This is a genomic window from Pseudomonas sp. C8002 (assembly GCF_013385765.1).
Lineage (GTDB): Bacteria > Pseudomonadota > Gammaproteobacteria > Pseudomonadales > Pseudomonadaceae > Aquipseudomonas.
In genome coordinates this window covers 579,077-598,432 of sequence record NZ_JACAPJ010000012.1, presented here as the reverse complement: position 1 = coordinate 598,432, position 19,356 = coordinate 579,077, and the positions used below count along the sequence as shown (strand labels likewise).

Genomic DNA, 19,356 nt, shown 5'->3' with positions numbered 1-19,356 from the left:
AACCGGCAGGACGCCGGTTTAGCCGCGCCGGGCCATGGATGGCCCGTCGCGGCGGCCCGCGGAGCAATGCCGGAGTGAGGGAACGCCGAGCCTAAGCGAGGCGCCGACAGGCGGGGCAGAGCGTTTTGGTTACTTTTGCGCTTTTCAAAAGTGACCCGCTGTAAGAGCGGAACCATAAGCAGCCGTTACCGAAGAAACGGATATGCCCCCATCACCCCCTGCCAGCCTCACTGATAATCTGCCGAATCGCCCCGACAAACGCCTCAGCCGGCTGCCCACCACTCACCGCGTACTGATCGTTGAACACGATGGTAGGCACAGAAGTCACCCCGCGAGACACCCACAACTGCTCCTGCTCCCGCACCTCGGCGGCATATTCGTCCGAAGCCAGAATTTCCTCTGCCCGCACACGATCCAGCCCAACACCCTCGGCAATCCCCGCCAACGTCCCGTGATCAGACGGATCCTGCTGGTCAGTGAAATACGCCTTGAACAATGCTTCCTTGAGGTTGTACTGCAACCCCTCAAGCCCCGCCCAATGCAACAGACGATGCGCATCAAACGTGTTGTAGATACGACTCTGCCCGTCAGTACGAAACGCAAACCCCAACTCCGCACCCATATCACGAATCCGCGCCCGGTTAGCCTGGGACTGCTCAGCCGTGGAACCGTATTTTTCAGTGATGTGCTCGGTAATGTTCTGCCCTTCGGCAGCCATGTTGGGGTTCAGCTCAAACGGCTGGAAATGAATCTCGGCCTGCACCTCCGGACCCAGTTGGTCCAGGGCCTCGGTCAAGCCACGCAGGCCAATGATGCACCAGGGACACGACACGTCGCTGACGAAATCGATTTTCAGGGGAGTACTCATGACTAGGCAACCTCGCTGGCATTAAACGCCGGAAAGGTCCCACGATACACCCCGTCAAGCCCTTACAAAACCTTCGCAGGCACCACCGGGTCGATCTGCGCCCAATGCGCCGCATCCTGCCGATGCGCTTGCAAGTAGGGCAAGACCGCCGCCAGCAACGGCGCCTTGAACGCCTCCTGGAAACGATGGGCCAGCCCCGGAATCAGCCGCAACTGGCTGCCCTGGATATGCGCCGCCAGGTGCACCCCATGCATCACCGGCAACAACGGATCGGCCGTGCCATGCACCACCAGCGTCGGCACCCGCAGTTGATTGAGCAACGGCACCCGGCTCGGTTCGGCAAGGATCGCCATGATCTGGCGCTTCACACCGTCAGGGTTGAACGCCCGGTCGTACGACTGCGCCGCCTGCTGCAACAGCACCTTGCGATCATCCTTCACATAAGGACTGCCCAGCGCCGCCAGCAGGTCGGCCTGTTGTTCCAGGGCCACTTCACGATTGGGCGCGCTGCGGCGCGACAACAGTTGCACCAGCGCCGCACTCGGTGCCGGCAGGCCTTCGGCGCCGGAGCTGGTCATGATCAGCGTCAGGCTTTCCACCCGTTGCGGCGCCATGGCCGCCAGGTGCTGGGCGATCATGCCGCCCATGCTCGCGCCCAGCACGTGGAATTGCTGGATGTGCAAGCCGTCCATCAAGCCCAGTGCGTCGTCCGCCATGTCGGTCAGGGTGTAGGGCGCCGCCACCGGCAGGCCGAGCTTGTAGCGCAGCACTTCGAAGGTCAGGTTGGCGCTGGCCGGTGCCTGGCGCCAGGTGGACAGCCCGACATCACGGTTGTCATAACGAATCACCCGAAAGCCCTGCTCACACAGGGCCACCACCACTTCGTCCGGCCAGTGGATCAACTGCCCGCCCAGGCCCATCACCAGCAGCAAGGCCGGGTCGGAGGCACGACCAATGCTCTGGTAGGCCAGGCTCACCTGTTCCAGATCAACCCGTTCAGTCGGGACATTCACATCACATCGAGAAGCCGCAAAGGACGGCAGGCCGAATAACAGAGCGGCCATGAAAAACAACACGCGCATGAAAAACACCGAAACGCAGAACCCCAGTAGAGCGCGAGTCTGATGAACTTTGTACAAGCGCGCTGCCACAGTTCAGTGACAGTTTGATGAAGGGCGCCCAACGGTCATCCGCGTATCTATCTATCACCTCACGCCCTGGCCCCGCCTTTTTAATGGTGCATTCACCGGCAAGCCCGGTCTCACCAGAGCATGAACACACCATCATGAGTGACCTCACCCTACTTCCCCCGTCTGCCACCCTGAGCGACTTCGCCTCACCGTCGCTTCCAGGCCAGGCCCGCCTCCAGGACCAGAGCCTGTCCCTGCAAGCCTCAGCGCGCTGGCGCGACAGCCAACAGGAGCTGCATCAACTGATTGCCCAGGCACCCGGCGTGCGCGACTCCATCGAACAACTGCTCACAGAGCATTGGCAACTGGGCGCCGCACCGGTCGGCCTGGGTTTTCTCAAGACCGAAGATCACGACGAGCACTTCGTCAGCCTGGCGGATGCCTGGGGCTTTATCTGCCAGTTTCCAGACATCTCCCCCACCCTGGATGCCCGCAGCACCGTGGTCGGCCTGGCGTCCCACCGCCTGTCAGCCCTCACGCCCGTGCAATTGCTCAAGCGGCTCCAGGCACTGGGCCTGGGGAAACTGCTCAGCGCCCGCTGGGAAAACTATTGGAGTACCCGGGCGCCGGGTACGCCGTTGTCCCGTCGCGAGCGGGCGGCACAACTGTACTGCCAGCATTTCGAGGCCTGCGGGCAATCGGCCTATGCCCAGGGAAGGCTGGGTGCCCAACAACTGATCTCGTTGCAGACAGTGCTCAACCCGGTCACCACCCCCAATGGCGTACGCCCCGTCGAGACCTGCCAGCTGGCGTTGCTGCTGCCCGACCAGAGCAAGGTCAAATTGGCTGGCGCCTGGGTCATCTCCGTGGGCCAGGAGCCGCTGTTGACACAAACCCTGTACCTGCCCTGCCGGCAACCCGGCGTGATGGTCTTCAGCCAACGCCGCGACATGGAACAGTGGCTGGTCGCAGCGCATCAGCAACTGATCCCGCCGGACGTCGCGGCTGACGCTGTCACCGTCGAATACAGCTCGCGCACCGAACCCCTGGAGCACGGCATTCTGGACCTGCTGTCGCACCTGCACGCGGCTCAGCTGGAAAGCCTGCGCAACCGTCATCGCAATGGCAGTGACCTGGCCCGTTACGCCAGCCATGCCCTGGATGATGCCGACCGCCTGGACAGCCAGCGCCGGGAAATCCCGATGCTTATCGCACCGCATCAACCGGCAGCTACGCCCGGCCCGGACGCTGACGACCTGCCTCCTGCCTTGCCCTTCGGCCACCTCAGCGCCGACATTGCCCTGGGCCAGCGCTGGGCCGCGATCAGGCTGCAACGCAGCGCACTGGAACGCTTCCTGGGCGATGGCCCTGAGCAAACCGCCCGGCTGGTGCAGTTGAAGGGTTTGATGCAAGCGCTGAAAGACGCAGAGCAGGCCGGCAATGATGCCGCCAGCGGCCTGCTGGCCAAAAAAGCTGCCCTCGATCAACTTGAGCTGCGGCAAAAACCCAATCCGGACTATGACGCGCTCTACCAGGCGCGGCTCGCCGCCCTGCGCGCCGAGGGCGCCATCCAGCATGCGCTCCAGCAGATCAGCGATGAAGAACACGGCCTGCTCCTGGCCGTCACGGAACACCCCGCGGCCCCGGAACGCCGCCCGGCTGTCGCGGTGACCCGCCTTATCCTCTCCAGCCGTGACCCAAGGGAAGGTTCCGAGGAACTGACAGGCCTGTTGCTCATCACCCAGACCAGCGCGCTGACCTCTTCGGCGCCCCACAGCCTGTTGCTGTACTGGCCCGGCAATGCAGGGGGCCTGCAGCGTTTCGAATCCCGCCAAGCCCTGGAACACTCGCTGTTCAAGCTGTCGAGCGAAGCGCAGGACGTCACCCTGCAATTGTCGCTGCTCACCGGCGACCCGATTGAATACTCGTTGCAACAGCAGCTGTACGCCAGCGAACAACAGGCGTATGCGCTGATCTCCCTCTTCCCGGTGCCTCCGTTCGGCCAGGAGCGAACCGAAGGCCTGGACAGACTCAAAGAGCAAACCCTGTTTACCCTGCAAACCCCGGTGTGCCCGGCGCGGGAACTGGCGTATGGACAACTGCTCGAGCAACAACGCAGCAGCACCCTGGCCGGGGCACTGCCTGGGGAGTTGAGCCAGTTGCCGGCAGATGAACGCCTGGCGCTCAAGCACCTGATACACGCGCAGATCAGCGCCCTGCATCGCTCGCAGCGACTGCTCGAGCGCGAGCTGGAACCCTTCGACGACTTCGGCCAGCGCCGCCTGGACCAACGCCTGCGCGAAGACTTCCAGCTTGAACACACCTGGTCGGTGCAACTGGACCTGCCCGATACGGTCAGCCAGGAGCGCGAATACCTGTCCGAATACGCGGGCCCGGGTACACCGTTCAAGTATGTGACGGTGCCCAGTACCCGCCGCAGCACCCTGTCATTGTTGCAACTGGCCCAGCAAAACATCGACCCGACGCTGGCCCAGCGCCTGACCTACATGAAGCTCGATGTCTCCGGCCCCAATGCCCCTGAAACCACCCGGCTGACCACCGGCCTGTCCCTGGAATACCTGAAGACCCTGGTCAAGGAGCTGGACCTCGCCGGAGCCTACGAAAGCTTGATCACCCGCACCTTCCTCGGTGATCCCGCGGCGGCGCCTTTCACCACGCAGCACCGTCGCGAATGCCTGACCGAGCCGCTGCGCCTGATGCTCATGCTGCAGGGCAAACGCGCCCGGGCCCTGGGGCGATTCGACGACAACGATCTGCGGCTGCTGAACATCGCCATCGACGCCGACAACGCGGATGCCTGGCAGGTGGAAGACAAGAAAATCGTGCTGTTGCCGGCCACGCTGAGTGCGGGCGGTGAAGATACCGACTTCGGTCCGACCACCCTGTCAGGGGTCACGTTTATTCAGGAACAAGTCTCCGGCCTGACCCTGCTGTACCTGCCGAACAGCCCGGACAACCAGGACCTGCGGCGCTACCCGAGCCTGGAACTGGCCCGCAAGGCGCTCTACGACCTCAGCCTGGTCAGCGGCATGAGCGCCTACCTGGCCGGCCTGGCCATCAAGGGCGACACCGCCGCCCACCTCGCCCGGATCGCCCAGGCCCAGCAACGGAATTTTGATCCGGTCTTTGCCGTCGGAACCCCGTGGCCGGCCACCACCTCGCTGGCCGCCCATTTGCTGAACGCCCATATGGGCCGCGTCATAGAAGCGCACCGCGCGACCTCGCGCTCCAACGCGGCCTTGTTGCTGGAGCAGAATGCGCTGCGCGCCGGGCTGATCTTCAACTACCTGAAAATCGCCCTGGGGCTGGTGCCTTTCGTGGGTTCGGTCGTCGCGTTGTATGACGCCTGGTCCAGTGCCAACCTGGCCACTGCTGCGTTCCTGCGCGGGAACGTCGGCCATGGCCTGGCCGAGGTCGAGGCGGTGCTGTTGTCGCTGATCGACTGCGCCATGGACATTCTGCCGGGCAGCCTCGCCCTGCCGATCAACGCCCGCGCTGCCACGCGCCAGCGTCAATTGCGCCATCTGGCCAGCAGCGCCGCCAGCCTGCACCTGCCCTCGGTCACCCAGGCTCGGCGGGCGGCACAGCGTTTCGCCGGTTATGAATATGAAGGAGTGATCTCGCTGGCCGGGCTGCAACCGCAGACCCACGGTTTTTATCGCAATGTGTACCGGCATACCGAAGGCGACTTCATCGTGCGGCGCGGGCGCATCTATCAGGTTGAGCTGGCCGGCGATCCCCTGGACTGGCGCCTGAGCCCGACCCGCAGCAAAACCTACAAGCAGCCGATTGCCCTGGATGAAAACGGCGAATGGGACACTCACTACGGCGTCTACGGCAGCGCATTCAAGGGCGGCCTGGCGGGTGGCGGCAGCGTGCTCGGGCATATGGCCGAAGTGCTTGATCCGATCTGGCCCCAGTCGATCCGTGATTACTTGCCACGCTGGTGGACCGACCGCGCCCTGCGCCGCCAACAGGCGCTGGCCAACAGTATCAACAGCCGCGAAGACCTGATTGCGCTCTCCATTAACCGAACCGAAGAACTGATGGCCCGCACCGACAGCGCAGGCCCGGCGATCCGCAGAGCCTTCGAGCAGGACATCGAACTGTACAGCCGCCAGTATCAGGAACTGACGGAGTTCGTGCCCTTTACCAGCGGCAACCGCCAGCGCGCGATCAGAGAGGACATGAGCCGCAATGCGGCGCGCCTGACCCTGACCACCCTGAACCGGGCGCGCTATCACTTCAAGCAGATCGAGGCACGGATCCTGGAGCTTGGAACCCATAACATGACCGCTATCTCCCCCGAGGTTTTCGACACCTTGGCAATCGTTCCCGCCATGCTGGAGATCCTGCGGCAGCGTAAAAGGATCAGCAGCGAGATTCTGCGTGACCTGGACCGGATCGATGCCGACTTTTCCCAGTTCAACCGCTGGTTCGATCAGGTTACCGATGCCGCCCACCGTACCCGGCTAAGCCCGATGCTGGAGCAATTCCGACGTACGCTCAATGACAGCTACCGCACGCACCTGAAATTCTTACACCGCTTCGATACCCTTGAGACTTACCCCGAAGTTGCCGAGCTGTCTTGGTTCTACTTGCGGGCCCAGGCCCGGGACAGCTACGCCAAAGTCAACCGGGCATGGGCTTCGCATTTTGAACTGCCCAACGCCAGCGCCAACATCACACAGCGGCGCAAGGTGCTGGAAGACTGCATACAGGCCTATGAACAATTCCGGCTGACCATCCGCACCTGGAACCTCGGTTACCCGCAGCATTTCGACCAGGCGCAACTCAGTGCGTTTTTCGTCGACATTGACCAGATGATCGAACTGGCTCGCCGGGCCATCAAGGAGTCGCCGGCAAGCCGCCCACCGGCCGGGCAACCTGTACGGCGGGTATTCGACACCGAGGACAATATTTCCCTGGTGGGCACCGAGAGCATCGACCCACAAACCCAAGCCACCACTTACCAGGTTGAGAGCGCCAGCGGGCGCGTCGAGACCTGGGTGAAGGGCCCCGGCGGCAAGTCCCGGCTCAAGGACAATGCCGCCTCGGAACCCGCGCCGCCGGAGTCCAACGTCAAGCCGTTCGTGGTGAGCGAAGCCAGGGCTCGCCTGGACAACGTCGGGCTGTACGAAAGCCGCGCCACCGCCTACACCGAGCAAAAAATGCTGCCGGTGGACCTCGAACACCTGCTTGTTAGTGAAGCGGCCGAGTTGAACCTGCGGGCCAATCGCCTGGAACGCCTGGACCCCACCGAGGACCTCGTGCGCCAACTGCGGGCCAAGGCCGCGGAGCTGACCATCAAGGGCCGCAACCTGCGAATCCGCCAGACCCTCGCCAGCAAAACCCCTACCGAAGGCTATCTGGACTACCTTCGCGAACAACGGGTGGTGGAGATTCGCAAGGGCGAACCGGCCCGCAACCTCAATGAAGGCAAGAAAGGACGGGCGGATTATCTTCAGGAATACGTGGTTCAGGACCTGACACAAACGCCGCCCGCCACCCTGTGGTACGCGCACTTTCATTACGACAAGGCCGGGGCGCAGTTCGACGAGTTCATCAAGGCCCACTTGAAGATTCCCGAGCAGCGCAACCTGGGCCTGCAATGGCAAGTCGCCCAGGCGCAAGCCGGGGCCGCGGTGGACCCTATCTGGCGCGGCAATATCGGGCGAGCGCTGGCCACCCGGCACTTTGCCGGGGTGTGAGGCGGCGGGACTTGAGCACGACGGTCGACAGGCCTATCAACATGAGACAAACTCAACCGATCCGAATTTGTCACAAGTTATATTCATGGAGACCCCGTGCTCGAAATCCGCCATCTCAAGACCCTGCACGCCTTGCGCGAAGCCGACAGCCTGGTGGAGGCCGCTGAGCGCCTGCACCTGACGCAATCAGCGCTCTCCCACCAGTTCAAGGAACTGGAAGAGCGCATGGGCATGCAGTTATTCGTGCGCAAGACCAAGCCGCTGCGCTTCACCAGCGCCGGCCTGCGCCTGCTGCAACTGGCGGACGCCACCCTGCCCTTGCTGCGCGGTGCCGAACGCGACATCGCGCGCCTGGCCGGCGGCACGGCCGGGCGTTTGCACATGGCCATCGAGTGCCACAGTTGCTTCCAGTGGTTGATGCCGACCATCGACCAGTTCCGCGATGCCTGGCCGGAAGTCGAGCTGGACCTGGCCTCCGGCTTCGCCTTCGCGCCGCTGCCGGCCTTGGCCCGTGGCGACCTGGACCTGGTGGTGACCTCGGACCCGCTGGAGCTGCCGGGCATCACCTATGTACCGCTGTTCACCTACGAAGCCATGCTCGCCGTGGCCAACCAGCACCCGCTGGCGAACAAGCCGTACATCGTGCCCGAAGACCTGATCAGCGAAACCCTGATCACCTACCCGGTGGAGCGGGATCGCCTGGACATCTTCACCCGCTTCCTGGAACCGGCGGATGTAGAACCGGCCCAGGTGCGCACCTCGGAACTGACGGTGATGATGATGCAGTTGGTGGCCAGCGGTCGCGGCGTGTGCGGCATGCCCCATTGGGCGCTGCATGAATACAGCTCCCGGGGGTATGTGAAGGCCAAGCGGCTGGGGGAGAAAGGTTTGTTTGCCACGCTGTACGCCGGGATTCGCGCCGACATGCTGGACGCGCCGTACATGCGTGATTTTCTGCTGACGGCCAAGGACACCTCGTTTTCGACCCTGGACGGCGTCAGCGCCGTTCGCTGACCTGTAGCGGATACCTGTGGCGAGGGAGCTTGCTCCCGCTGGGCTGCGCAGCAGACCCAAAAATCCTGGGGCCGCTTCGCGCCCCAGCGGGAGCAAGCTCCCTCGCCACAAGATCAGGCAGGGATCAGAGAGGCGCGGTAGAACGGCAGAATCAAATCCCGAGTCAGCGGCGCAAGCTGCAAACCGCCGTCACCGGCCGGGTCGATCCAGCGCACCTCTTCAATCTCGGCAGCCGGTGTCACAGGCACGTCGATGTGCACCTGGAACAATTCGGCCTGCACCACAAACCCCGGCTCATTCACCGCCGGCGCCGAGAACTGCCCAAGGTACACAGCCGCCGCCGGATCAACTCGCAGGCCCAGTTCTTCGTGCAGCTCACGGGCCAAAGCCTCTGCGGGTTGCTCGCCGGCATCGATCTTGCCGCCCGGCTGCATGAAGGCCTGGGTGCCGCGCTTGCGTACCAGCAGGGTCTGGCCGTCGCTGCCGATCAGCAGGGCGGCGGCGATGCGAATGGTGGAGGTCATGAAAAGGTCGCCTTGAATACAAAGGTGCAAGGATCCCATGAACCGGTCTCACCCCGAAAGCAGTGCCTCATCCGGCTCCTTGATGAACACGCTGTACTTCGCCCCTTCCATGGCCTCGAACGCAATCAGCTTGTCCACCAGCGGCAGGTTCAACACCTTGCCGGCGTTGAGCAGCAGCATGCCGTTGTCGGCGTTGAGGTTGCGCGCCAGCACCATGCCTTCGGCCAGTTCGCGGGTGGTCAGGACCTTCACCGACGGGTCGCCCAGGGTCACGTCGCTGAGGAACGCGGCGCAGGCCTGGATGAAGTCCTCGACCATGTCCGGGTCGTAAAGGCGCCCGGCGTATTTGCGGATGTAGAGCAGCGCTTCGTCGCTGTTCATCTGCCGCTCAAGGATCAAGCCGCGTTGCAATTCGATGAAGTCCACCGCCAGTTTCAACAGGCGCGAACCCACAGGTATTGCTTCGCCCTTGAGGTGGTCGGGAAAGCCGCTGCCGTCCCAGCGTTCCTGGTGATGGCGGATCAAGCGTGCCGCGTCTTTCATCGGTTCCAGGGTCATCAGCAACGATTCGCTCTGGGCCGGATACGCCCGGTACCGCTCACGGTAGGTGCTGTGCAGCAGGTCGCTGGGAGAGACCATCATGTTGTCGCTCCAACTCAACTTGCCGATGTTGTAGAGCGCGGCGGCCATGGTCAGGTCGCGATTGCTGGCCTCATCCAGGCCGCGGCCGTGGCACCAGGTGCGCACCAGCTCGATGATCTGCCGGTTGGTTTGCTTGGCTCGGGGCAAGCGCAGGTTGGCCAGCAGCGAGAACACTTCGGTGCCGGTGGCGTAGCTGTGTTTGAGTTCTTCGTAGGCCAGGTCGAGCATGTCAGCGGTTTGCTGCAGCTCGCTGGTGCGCGAGGCCACGCGTTTTTCCAGGCTGGCGTTGAGTTGCTTGAGTTCGTCGTTCTGCTGGCGGGTCAATTGCTCCAGGCGCAGGCGCTCACGCTCGGAGTGTTGATGGGCCAGGGATTGCCGCAACGCCAGCAGCAGTTCTTCGTCTTTCCAGGGTTTGCTCAGGTAGCGGTAGATCTGCCCTTCGTTGATGGCTTTGATGATCAGCGTCAGGTCGGTTTCACCGGTCAGCAGGATGCGCACGGTGTGCGGGTAATCATGGTGGATCTGCGCAAGCAGGGTGGCGCCGTCCATGTCCGGCAGGCGCGCGGCACTCATCACCAGGTCGACGGGTTGCTGCGCCAGAATCGCCAGCGCGTGAGCGGCGTCGGTGGCGCTGCATAATTCAAAGGGTTCCAGGCGCAGCAACTGCGTCAGGCGGTCCAGCACGTCCGGGTGTGCGTCAATCAACAGCACCACCGGGCGGTCGGGATTTGCGAAGGTCACTGACTCTCCCATGGGGCACCTCGTATAGCGTCGATGTGCGTGTCCTACGGTCAAGGTAACAGCCTCCTGGCCATTACCCAGCAGTTTAGTCGGTTTTTCTTTGCGGTGATGGCCTTGAGATATCACTTCGTCAGATGGGCATAAAAAAGGGCCACTTCATTGAATGAAGCGGCCCTGAGGTAACGCGCGGTGCATCACGCCTCGGCGGTTTTACCGGCCGAACCAAACGATGCAAATCGCTTGTTGAAGCCGGCGATGCGGCCTTCGGACTGGGTCTTGCGCTGTTGGCCGGTGTACACCGGGTGCGAGGCACTGGACACGTCCAGGAGCACGTAGGGATAGGTGTTGCCGTCGCTGTGTTGTTGCGTACGGTCGGTTTCCACGGTGGAACCGATCAGGAAGAAAACGTCGGCGGCGGTGTCATGGAACAACACGGTGCGGTAGTCGGGGTGGATACCAGGTTTCATAAGGCCTCCGGGGCGTCTGGGTGAACATCAAGTGTTATACAGTAACACAAATGATGCACCCAAACGAGAACCGATTGCAATAAGAATAGACCCCGAGCTTCTATGCGGCTTCCTGGAAGTCCATTTCCGGGGGCTGCCGGGAGAAGCCCCGCGTCAGGAAACCCAGGTACAGCAGGCCAATCGCCAACCAGCTCAGGCCCAGGTAAATCGCCAGGTGATCAAGGCTGACCATCAACCACAAATCCGCCACCAGGCCGATGGTCGGGAACACCAGGAACAGCACCAACTCCCGCAAACCGCGCTGCTTGGCACCGATCCAGTAGTGGAAGATCACCGACAGGTTCACCAGGCTGAAAGCCAGGAACGCACCGAAGTTGATGAACGAGGTGGAGGTGGTGACGTCCAGTCTCAACGCCAGTAACGCAACCACCGCGCACAGCAGGATGCTGTTGACCGGCGTACCGAAGCGCGCGTGCAAGGTACCGAAGAACGACTTGGGCAACACCCCGTCGCGCCCCATCGCAAACAGCAACCGCGAACCACTGGCCTGCGCTGACAGCCCCGAGGCGAACTGGCCGACGATCAGGCCGATCAGGAAGATCGACACAAACAGGTCGCCGCCAATGTTGCGGGCAATCTCGTAGGCGGCAGAATCCACGTCGGTGAACTCGAACGATGGGTGGGCGATCTGCACGAAGTACGACACACCGACGAAGATCAGCCCGCCGATCAGGGTGATCAGCATGATCGCCCGGGGAATCGTGCGGCGCGGGTCGCGGGTTTCTTCGGTCAGGGTGCTGACCGCGTCAAAGCCCAGGAACGAATAGCAGGCGATCGCCGCACCGCTCATGATCAACGGCATTTGCATCTGGCCGTTGAAGAACGGGGTGATGGTCCACAGCGGCTTGCTCGCATCACCGCCGATGTAGTGGATGCACAGCGCGACGAAGGCGACCAGCACCAGGAACTGCACCAGCATCAGCAAGGCGTTGATGCCGTTGGCAAGTTTCAGGCCGATGATGTTGATCACACTGGTGCCCCCGATAAACGCCAGTACCCAGACCCATTGCGGCACGGCCGGGAAGGCCGAATGCAGGTAGGCCGCGCCGATCAGCCAGATGGCCATGGGCAGGAACAGGTAGTCGAGCAACACCGCCCAACCGGCGATAAACCCGAGCTTGGGGCTGATGGCCTTGCGCACATAGCTGTAGGCGGACCCGGCCACCGGGAACGCCGAGGCCATGCGGCCGTAGCTCATGGCGGTGAAGAACATCGCCACCAGGGCGGCCAGGTAAGCGGCCGGGACCATGCCGGCGGTGGATTGCGCCAGGATACCGAAGGTGCCCAGGACAATGATCGGTGTCATATAGGCGATGCCAAACAGCACCACCGACCCTAACGACAGGGTGCGTTGCAAACGAGCCATGAGCGATTCTCCGCGCAATTATTAGATTTATGGCAGAACTGAAGTCGGTGCAGCGAACGCAATAATTTTTATGGTTGAAGCAGCTTTTTGGTGAAATGCAGCTTCTGTGGCGAGGGGGCTTGTCCCCCGTTGGGCTGCGAAGCGGCCCCAGAAAAAGCGGGAGCGCTTCGCACTCCAACGGGGGACAAGCCCCCTCGCCACAACAGCATCCTTGCCACGAGACCCGTGTCAGGGTTTGGGGATCAACAATTCCCGCGTCCCGTCCTCGCGCTCAATCACCTCCCCCGGCAATTTCAAGCGCTGGTCATCCAGGTAGCGATAGTCCTGTCGCGCCGCCGCCAGTTGTCCCAGGTCCAGTTCAACGCTGAACTGCCCTTCCCCGCGCCCGGCTTCAAACAGCAAGCTGCCGAACGGATCGACCAGCGCACTGCCACCGGCGAACATCAGGCCGTCGTCGCCCTCTTCCACCCGGTTGACCATCAGCGCGAACGCCTGGTTTTCCTGGGCGCGGGCCATGATCGCGGTGCGGTGGGTGGGGCCGTACGGGTCCATGTTGCCGTTGGTGACGATCAACACTTCAGCGCCCAACTGCGCCAGGGCCCGGGCGGTTTCCGGGAATTCGATGTCGTAGCAGATCAACAGGCCAACTCGCACGCCGTTCCACACGCAGGTGGCGTAGCGGTCACCCGGGGTGAAGACGCCGCGGTCCGAGGCCCACAGGTGGGTCTTGCGATAGCGCAGGGCGATGCCGTCCGGGGTGATCATCAAGGTGGTGTTATAGAATTGGCCCGCGTCGCTCTCGGCCATGCCGATGACCACGGCGATATTGCGCGCACGGGCGGCCTGGATAATCGCCTGGACGGTCGGGCCGTCCACCGGCTCGGCCACCTCGGCCACGGTGCCGGCGGTCGGGAAGCCCATCAGATGGGTTTCCGGGAATACGACCAATTGGGTATCCGCCGCACACGCAGCAATCGCCGCCAACGCGCGCTCAAGGTTGTAAGCTGTGCCGTTATCGCGGCCTGCCAGCTGGGCAAATTCGACCTTCATGGTGATTCCTTGTTCTTTATCTGTGGCGCAGTATGCGCAGCCGCGAACACTCGGGAAATCACGCAGCCGGGTTAACCCTATGGGGGTAGATGCATGACATTGTCGCTGGAAGACATCGCCTGGCACCGTTCGGTGGGGCAGATGATAGACGCCCTGGACCAGCCGAATTTCTGGACGCAGCTGATCCGGTTGCTGGACCAATATGTGCCGTTCGACAGTTGGGTGGTGTTGCTGTTCAGCAGCGAGCACAAACCCCTGGTGTTCGCCGAATGCCCGGGCCAGGACGGCGAACCCGACCATCTGTTCCAGGATTACCTCAACGGTTTATACCTGCTCGATCCCTTCTACATCGCCAGCCGCGAACACTCGCGCACCGGGCTGTTTCGCCTGGCCGAAGTGGCCCCGGAGCATTTCGAGCTGACCGAGTATTACCAGCGCTACTTCCGGTTGAACGTGGTGGCCGATGAAATCCAGTTCAACTGCCAGCAACCGGACGGGCGAACCCTGTGCCTGTCCCTGGGCTCCAAACAGCGCTTTGACCCACAGCAGATTGCCCTGCTGTCGCTGATTCAACCGTGGGTACTGGGCTTGCTGCGCCAGCGCCTGCCCCATGAACTCAACCAGGTGAGCGCTCCGGAGCAGCCGATCCACAACGATGGCTGGGGCGCGCAACTCACCGCGCGCGAGCTGGATGTGGGCCGTTTGATGCTCAGTGGTTGCTCCAGCAAGGAAATCGCTCGTAAGCTGGAAATCTCTGTTGAAACCGTGAAAGTCCATAAGAAACACATGTACAGCAAGCTGGGGATCAAATCCCAGTCGGAGCTGTTCTCGATTTTTCTGCAGGCGCAAAACGCCTGATCGAGCCCTGTAGGAGCGAGCTTGCTCGCGAAAAACGTCAATGCACCGCGGTCATCCAGACAACCGCGCTATCGTTAACGACCTTCGCGAGCAAGCTCGCTCCTACAGGATAAAAACTAAGGAACCCTGTATGAGCCTGTCCTTGTTAAGCCGTTACGCGTTCTTTGCCGTCTGCGTCATTTTCACCCTCGCCAGCATGCCGTTTATCGAACACGAATGGCTGTGGCCGATCGCCGTGGTCACCGGCATCCTTAGCCTGATCGGCATTTTCGACCTGCTGCAAAGCCCCCACGCGGTGCGCCGCAACTACCCGATCCTGGGCAATATCCGTTACCTGGTGGAAGGCATCCGTCCGGAAATCCGCCAGTACCTGCTGGAATCCGACAGCGACGCCCTGCCCTTCTCCCGGGCCCAGCGCTCGCTGGTCTATTCCCGCGCCAAGAATGAAAGTGCCGACAAACCCTTCGGCACGCTGATCGACGTGTACCAGTCGGGCTTTGAGTTTATCGGCCACTCCATGCGCCCCGCGCCGCTGAGCGACCCCAGCGCGTTTCGCGTGATCGTCGGCGGCCCGCAATGCAAGCAGCCCTACTCGGCCTCGGTGTTCAACATCTCGGCCATGAGCTTCGGTTCGCTGAGCGCCAACGCGATTCGCGCGCTCAACCAGGGGGCCAAGCTCGGCAACTTCGCCCATGACACCGGTGAAGGCAGCATCAGCCCCTATCACCGGGAAAACGGCGGCGACCTGACCTGGGAGCTCGGCAGCGGCTACTTCGGCTGCCGCACCAGCGCCGGCCTTTTCGACCCGGAACGCTTCGCCGTGCAGGCGCAGAACCCGCAAGTGCGGATGATCGAAATCAAGATGAGCCAGGGCGCCAAACCGGGCCACGGCGGGATCCTGCCCAAGCACAAGGTCACCCAGGAAATCGCCGACACCCGCGGCATCATGATGGGTGAGGACTGCATCTCGCCGTCGCGCCACAGCGCGTTTTCCACTCCCATCGAAATGATGCACTTCATCGCCCAGCTGCGTGAACTGTCGGGCGGCAAACCGGTGGGCTTCAAGTTCTGCCTGGGCCACCCGTGGGAATTCATGGGCATCGCCAAGGCCATGCTCGAAACCGGCATCCTCCCGGACTTTATCGTGGTGGACGGCAAGGAAGGCGGCACCGGCGCCGCGCCGGTGGAGTTCACCGACCACATCGGCGTGCCGCTGCGTGAAGGCTTGCTGTTCGTGCACAACACCCTGGTGGGCTTGAACCTGCGGGACAAGATCAAGCTCGGCGCCAGCGGCAAGATCGTCAGCGCGTTCGACATCGCCAGCGTGCTGGCCATCGGTGCCGACTGGGCCAACTCGGCGCGGGGCTTCATGTTCGCCATCGGCTGTATCCAGTCGCAAAGCTGCCACACCAACAAATGCCCCACCGGGGTGGCCACCCAGGACCCGTTGCGCCAGCGCGCACTGGTGGTGCCGGACAAGGCCCAGCGCGTGTTCAATTTCCACCGCAACACGTTAAAGGCCCTGGCAGAAATGCTCGCTGCCGCCGGTCTCGACCACCCTTCACAACTGTCGGCCAAGCACCTGGTGCGGCGCATGTCGGCCACCGAGATCAAGTTGTTTTCGCAGCTGCATGTGTTCCTGAAACCTGGCGAATTGCTCACCGGCGAAGTGAACGGCGAGTTTTATTCGCGCATGTGGCAGATGGCGCGGGCGGACAGTTTTGAGCCGAATGAAATCGCCGCGGCCTGAGCCCGCACTGAACAACCCCGCTGAACCGGACCACCGAACGGCATCGTTGAAACAAGGAGCCTCACCATGCCGTTACTCGACTTCACCGCCCTTGCCGCCCAACTGCCGGACACCTGGAAATCCACCCGCGTGGGCCAGGTCGGCCCGGCGCGGATCAAGGTGCTGCGCATGGATGCACAGGCTTATGAAGAAGAAACCCACGACTACAACGAAGGGCTGTTGGTGATCGACGGCCTTTTGCGCCTGTCTATTGGCGAGGAGGCCATCGACGTCGGCGCCGGTCAGATGTACCTGGTTGAAGCCGGCATCGCCCACGCGGTACTCGCCGGCAGCCAAGGCACGCTGGTGATCATCGACGTTTAAACAAAGCGATGAGACATTCAGCAAAAAACTCAGCTTTGCAATTGCTTACAAATACCGCCAACCTGCGCCCGCCCGACGTACGGCTCGACTGAAGCCGTCGTCCACTTGTCATTACTAAACCCCTTGTTCAAGAGCCCGCTGCCATGTTGAACGGACGCGACCCGCGCATCGATTTTTTTCGGGGCCTGGCGTTGATCTTTATTTTCTGGGATCACGTGCCCCACAACCCTCTGGGCCAGATCACCTTGCGCAACTTCGGTTTCAGCGACGCGGCGGAAGTCTTCGTGTTCCTGGCCGGTTATGCGGCCGTGCTGGCCTACGGCAAGATCCTGCAGCGCGACGGTTATCTGATCGCCTGCGTGAAGATCTGGCGGCGCACCTGGGTGCTGTACGTGGTGCACATCTTCCTGCTGGCGATGCTGATGGGCATCGTGTTCTTCGCCAACAGCCATGTGGAAACCCGCGACCTCGTTGAAGAGATGGGCCTGACGCACTTCGTCACCCATCCCCAGCAAGCCCTGGTGGATGAACTGTTGCTGCGCTTCAAACCCAACCTGATGGACCCGTTGCCGCTGTACATCGTGCTGCTGGGTTGCCTGCCGCTGGTGTTGCCGTTGCTGTTGCGCAAGACCTGGGCGGTGGTGGCTGTTTCGCTGGCGGTGTACTTGCTGGCCCCGCACCTGGGCTGGAACCTGGCGGCGATTGCCGACGGCGTGTGGTATTTCAATCCGGTGACCTGGCAGTTGCTGTTTGTGCTGGGCGGCGCGGCGGCGATTCATGCCGGGCAACCCCGCCCTGTCGAGACTCGGCGCCTGTTGCGTCAGCCATTGTTCGTCGCTGCGGCGGTGTATGCGCTGTTGGCGGGGGTTCTCACGCTCTCGTGGCGCTGGCCGGAAATCCACGACGCGCTGATGCCGTCGGCGCTCAGTGACCTGCTGTACCCCATCAGCAAGACCGACCTGTCGCCGGTGCGCCTGCTGCATTTTCTGGCCCTGGCCTATGTCACCGCCAAGCTGCTGCCTGGCCGCGAATGGACGCAGAACTGGCTGGCCCGACAAACCTGCCGTATGGGGCGCTACTCCCTGGAAGTGTTCTGCCTGGGGGTGCTGCTGGCGCCACTGGCAGACATGATCAATGCGATCACCGGCGATGCCTTCGCCATGCAGATTTTCACCGCACTGGTAGGCGCCGGGTTGATGGCGTTGCTGGGGGCCTGGCTGGACTTGAACAAGCGGCTCACGCAACCGGCGCGCGTTGCCACCGCCTGAAAAACAAAAAGCCCCGAAAGGGGCTTTTTGTTGAGCGCAGGAAACTCAGCTCGCGGTGCGTGCCGCCGCTTGAGTCGGCTGCAACTTGAACACGTAGAACAACACCGTCAGCAGCACCAGGAACACCGGCCCCACGTAGAGCGCCACACGGGTGTCCGGGAAGTACGCCATCAGGCCCACCACCAGCACCAGGAACGCCAAGGCCAGGTAGGAGCTGACCGGGTACAGCCACATGCGGTATTTAAGGCCGTCACGTTCGGCCTGGGTCAGGCTCTTGCGGAACTTGAGCTGGGCCAGGAGGATCATCAGCCAGGTCCAGATCGCGCCGAAGGTAGCGATGGAAGTGACCCAGACGAAGACTTTTTCCGGGACCATGTAGTTGAGCAGCACGCCCAGCAACAGCACGAAGATCGACAGCAGCAGCGCCTTGCGCGGCACACCGTTGCTTGAGGTGGTACCGAACGTGGCCGGGGCCTGGCCGTTCTGCGCCAGGCTGTAGAGCATGCGCCCGGTGCTGAAGATACCGCCGTTGCACGACGACAACGCTGCGGTGATCACCACGAAGTTGATGATGCCGGCGGCGGTCTTGATACCCAGGCGCTCGAAGGTCATCACGAACGGGCTGCCCTGGGTGCCGATTTCGTTCCACGGGTAGATCGACAGAATCACGAACAACGCACCGACGTAGAACAGCAGGATGCGCCAGAACACCGAGCCGATGGCACTCGGGATGGTCTTCTGCGGGTTCTTCGCTTCACCGGCGGTGAGGCCGATCATCTCCACGCCCAGGTAGGCGAACATCACCATCTGCAGGGACATCAACACACCCTGCACGCCATTGGGCATAAAGCCGCCGTGGGTCCACAGGTTGGAAATGCCCAGGGCCACGCCATCGTTGCCAAAGCCGAACGCGATGATGCCGACGCCGCCGATCACCATGGCGATGATGGTGACGATCTTGATCAGTGCGAACCAGAACTCGAACTCACCGAAAGCCTTGACCGCGATCAGGTTGATGGTGCCCATGCTGATCAGTGCTGCCAGGGCCCAGATCCAGCGGGGTGTATCGGGGAACCACACGCCCATGTACACGGCGACGGCCGTGATTTCTGCCACGCAGGTCACCAGCCACAGGAACCAATAGTTCCAGCCGGTGAGAAAGCCCGCCAGCGGGCCGAGGTAATCCTGGGCGTAGCGGCTGAACGAACCGGCCACCGGGTTGTGCACGGCCATCTCGCCGAGGGCGCGCATGATCACCAGGATCGCCAGGCCGCCGATGATGTACGACAGCATGATCGCCGGGCCGGCCATTTCAATGGCCTTGGCCGAGCCTAGGAACAGGCCGACGCCGATGCATGCACCGAGGGCCATCAGGCGAATATGCCGTTCGCCGAGTTCGCGTTTCAGCGGACCGCCCTGAGCGGTCTCGCCGTGGGGCAGATGATTGCCAGCTGGCATAGGGATACAACCTCGTCTTGTTATTGGATATGAGCCACCGAGTCCGGGGCGTCATGGCGGGTCTG

At 62.4% G+C, this 19,356-nt stretch carries 14 protein-coding genes; 6 read left to right on the top strand and 8 right to left on the bottom strand.

Translation table 11 applies throughout. The features are described from left to right. Positions 1–211 precede the first annotated feature (211 nt). Both HX814_RS20490 and HX814_RS20485 read right to left on the bottom strand, forming a co-directional pair. On the bottom strand, positions 212–868 hold the full coding sequence (locus HX814_RS20490; protein WP_177008785.1) for a DsbA family oxidoreductase: 657 nt from the start codon (positions 866–868) through the stop codon (positions 212–214). A 62-nt stretch (positions 869–930) separates the two neighbouring features. Continuing rightward, on the bottom strand, positions 931–1,950 hold the full coding sequence (locus HX814_RS20485; RefSeq protein WP_032899419.1) for an alpha/beta fold hydrolase: 1,020 nt from the start codon (positions 1,948–1,950) through the stop codon (positions 931–933). Positions 1,951–2,153: 203 nt separating this feature from the next. Between HX814_RS20485 and HX814_RS20480 the strand changes: the two genes are divergently transcribed. After that, the gene (locus HX814_RS20480) at positions 2,154–7,730 is read left to right on the top strand and encodes a dermonecrotic toxin domain-containing protein (RefSeq protein ID WP_177008784.1); all 5,577 of its coding nucleotides are present in this window, start codon (positions 2,154–2,156) and stop codon (positions 7,728–7,730) included. Positions 7,731–7,826: 96 nt separating this feature from the next. After that, entirely contained in the window at positions 7,827–8,744 is a 918-nt protein-coding gene (gene metR / locus HX814_RS20475) for a transcriptional regulator MetR (protein ID WP_003216460.1), read from the top strand. A 113-nt stretch (positions 8,745–8,857) separates the two neighbouring features. Here metR and HX814_RS20470 read toward each other — a convergent pair whose 3' ends face one another. The 5 genes from HX814_RS20470 to HX814_RS20450 all read right to left on the bottom strand — a co-directional run bounded on the left by HX814_RS20470 (position 8,858) and on the right by HX814_RS20450 (position 13,594). Then, complete coding sequence (locus HX814_RS20470; RefSeq protein ID WP_177008783.1) at positions 8,858–9,268, bottom strand: NUDIX domain-containing protein; 411 nt, start codon at positions 9,266–9,268, stop codon at positions 8,858–8,860. Positions 9,269–9,316: 48 nt separating this feature from the next. Further along, positions 9,317–10,663 carry an HD domain-containing phosphohydrolase gene (locus tag HX814_RS20465; protein ID WP_023659212.1) on the bottom strand — a complete coding sequence of 449 codons (1,347 nt, stop codon included), beginning with the start codon at positions 10,661–10,663 and terminating at the stop codon, positions 9,317–9,319. Positions 10,664–10,845: 182 nt separating this feature from the next. Continuing rightward, positions 10,846–11,118: a type B 50S ribosomal protein L31 gene (locus tag HX814_RS20460; RefSeq protein ID WP_003216453.1), complete on the bottom strand. Its 273-nt coding sequence runs from the start codon at positions 11,116–11,118 to the stop codon at positions 10,846–10,848. A gap of 100 nt (positions 11,119–11,218) precedes the next feature. Beyond that, the gene (locus HX814_RS20455; protein ID WP_177015427.1) at positions 11,219–12,544 is read right to left on the bottom strand and encodes an APC family permease; all 1,326 of its coding nucleotides are present in this window, start codon (positions 12,542–12,544) and stop codon (positions 11,219–11,221) included. A 228-nt stretch (positions 12,545–12,772) separates the two neighbouring features. Continuing rightward, positions 12,773–13,594, bottom strand: a complete 822-nt coding sequence (locus tag HX814_RS20450) for a carbon-nitrogen hydrolase family protein (RefSeq protein WP_003216449.1) — start codon at positions 13,592–13,594, stop codon at positions 12,773–12,775. Positions 13,595–13,687: 93 nt separating this feature from the next. On the opposite strand from HX814_RS20450, the gene HX814_RS20445 reads away from it, so the two are divergent. From HX814_RS20445 to HX814_RS20430, 4 genes are all read left to right on the top strand, one after another. Beyond that, positions 13,688–14,452: a LuxR C-terminal-related transcriptional regulator gene (locus tag HX814_RS20445; RefSeq protein ID WP_177008781.1), complete on the top strand. Its 765-nt coding sequence runs from the start codon at positions 13,688–13,690 to the stop codon at positions 14,450–14,452. A 130-nt stretch (positions 14,453–14,582) separates the two neighbouring features. Continuing rightward, the gene (locus HX814_RS20440) at positions 14,583–16,202 is read left to right on the top strand and encodes an FMN-binding glutamate synthase family protein (RefSeq protein WP_003216444.1); all 1,620 of its coding nucleotides are present in this window, start codon (positions 14,583–14,585) and stop codon (positions 16,200–16,202) included. A 66-nt stretch (positions 16,203–16,268) separates the two neighbouring features. Continuing rightward, a complete protein-coding gene (locus HX814_RS20435; RefSeq protein ID WP_003216439.1) occupies positions 16,269–16,565 on the top strand; it encodes a cupin domain-containing protein in 297 nt (98 codons plus the stop codon). Between the two features lie 143 nt (positions 16,566–16,708). Next, positions 16,709–17,833 (top strand): OpgC family protein, encoded by a 1,125-nt coding sequence (locus HX814_RS20430; RefSeq protein ID WP_177008780.1) that lies wholly within the window; start codon positions 16,709–16,711, stop codon positions 17,831–17,833. Positions 17,834–17,878: 45 nt separating this feature from the next. Here the strand turns inward: HX814_RS20430 and HX814_RS20425 are convergent, their stop codons facing one another. Continuing rightward, a complete protein-coding gene (locus HX814_RS20425; protein WP_003216436.1) occupies positions 17,879–19,291 on the bottom strand; it encodes an amino acid permease in 1,413 nt (470 codons plus the stop codon). Positions 19,292–19,356 lie beyond the last annotated feature (65 nt).

What these genes read in the sequence shown, in the direction of transcription:
- HX814_RS20460 (WP_003216453.1), bottom strand. Translation starts at nt 11,118, where the DNA reads ATGAAACCTGGTATCCACCCCGACTACCGCACCGTGTTGTTCCATGAC.
- HX814_RS20480 (WP_177008784.1), top strand. Translation starts at nt 2,154, where the DNA reads ATGAGTGACCTCACCCTACTTCCCCCGTCTGCCACCCTGAGCGACTTC.
- HX814_RS20455 (WP_177015427.1), bottom strand. Translation starts at nt 12,544, where the DNA reads ATGGCTCGTTTGCAACGCACCCTGTCGTTAGGGTCGGTGGTGCTGTTT.
- HX814_RS20445 (WP_177008781.1), top strand. Translation starts at nt 13,688, where the DNA reads ATGACATTGTCGCTGGAAGACATCGCCTGGCACCGTTCGGTGGGGCAG.
- HX814_RS20465 (WP_023659212.1), bottom strand. Translation starts at nt 10,663, where the DNA reads ATGGGAGAGTCAGTGACCTTCGCAAATCCCGACCGCCCGGTGGTGCTG.
- HX814_RS20485 (WP_032899419.1), bottom strand. Translation starts at nt 1,950, where the DNA reads ATGCGCGTGTTGTTTTTCATGGCCGCTCTGTTATTCGGCCTGCCGTCC.
- HX814_RS20440 (WP_003216444.1), top strand. Translation starts at nt 14,583, where the DNA reads ATGAGCCTGTCCTTGTTAAGCCGTTACGCGTTCTTTGCCGTCTGCGTC.
- HX814_RS20490 (WP_177008785.1), bottom strand. Translation starts at nt 868, where the DNA reads ATGAGTACTCCCCTGAAAATCGATTTCGTCAGCGACGTGTCGTGTCCC.
- HX814_RS20430 (WP_177008780.1), top strand. Translation starts at nt 16,709, where the DNA reads ATGTTGAACGGACGCGACCCGCGCATCGATTTTTTTCGGGGCCTGGCG.
- HX814_RS20470 (WP_177008783.1), bottom strand. Translation starts at nt 9,268, where the DNA reads ATGACCTCCACCATTCGCATCGCCGCCGCCCTGCTGATCGGCAGCGAC.
- HX814_RS20425 (WP_003216436.1), bottom strand. Translation starts at nt 19,291, where the DNA reads ATGCCAGCTGGCAATCATCTGCCCCACGGCGAGACCGCTCAGGGCGGT.
- HX814_RS20450 (WP_003216449.1), bottom strand. Translation starts at nt 13,594, where the DNA reads ATGAAGGTCGAATTTGCCCAGCTGGCAGGCCGCGATAACGGCACAGCT.
- HX814_RS20435 (WP_003216439.1), top strand. Translation starts at nt 16,269, where the DNA reads ATGCCGTTACTCGACTTCACCGCCCTTGCCGCCCAACTGCCGGACACC.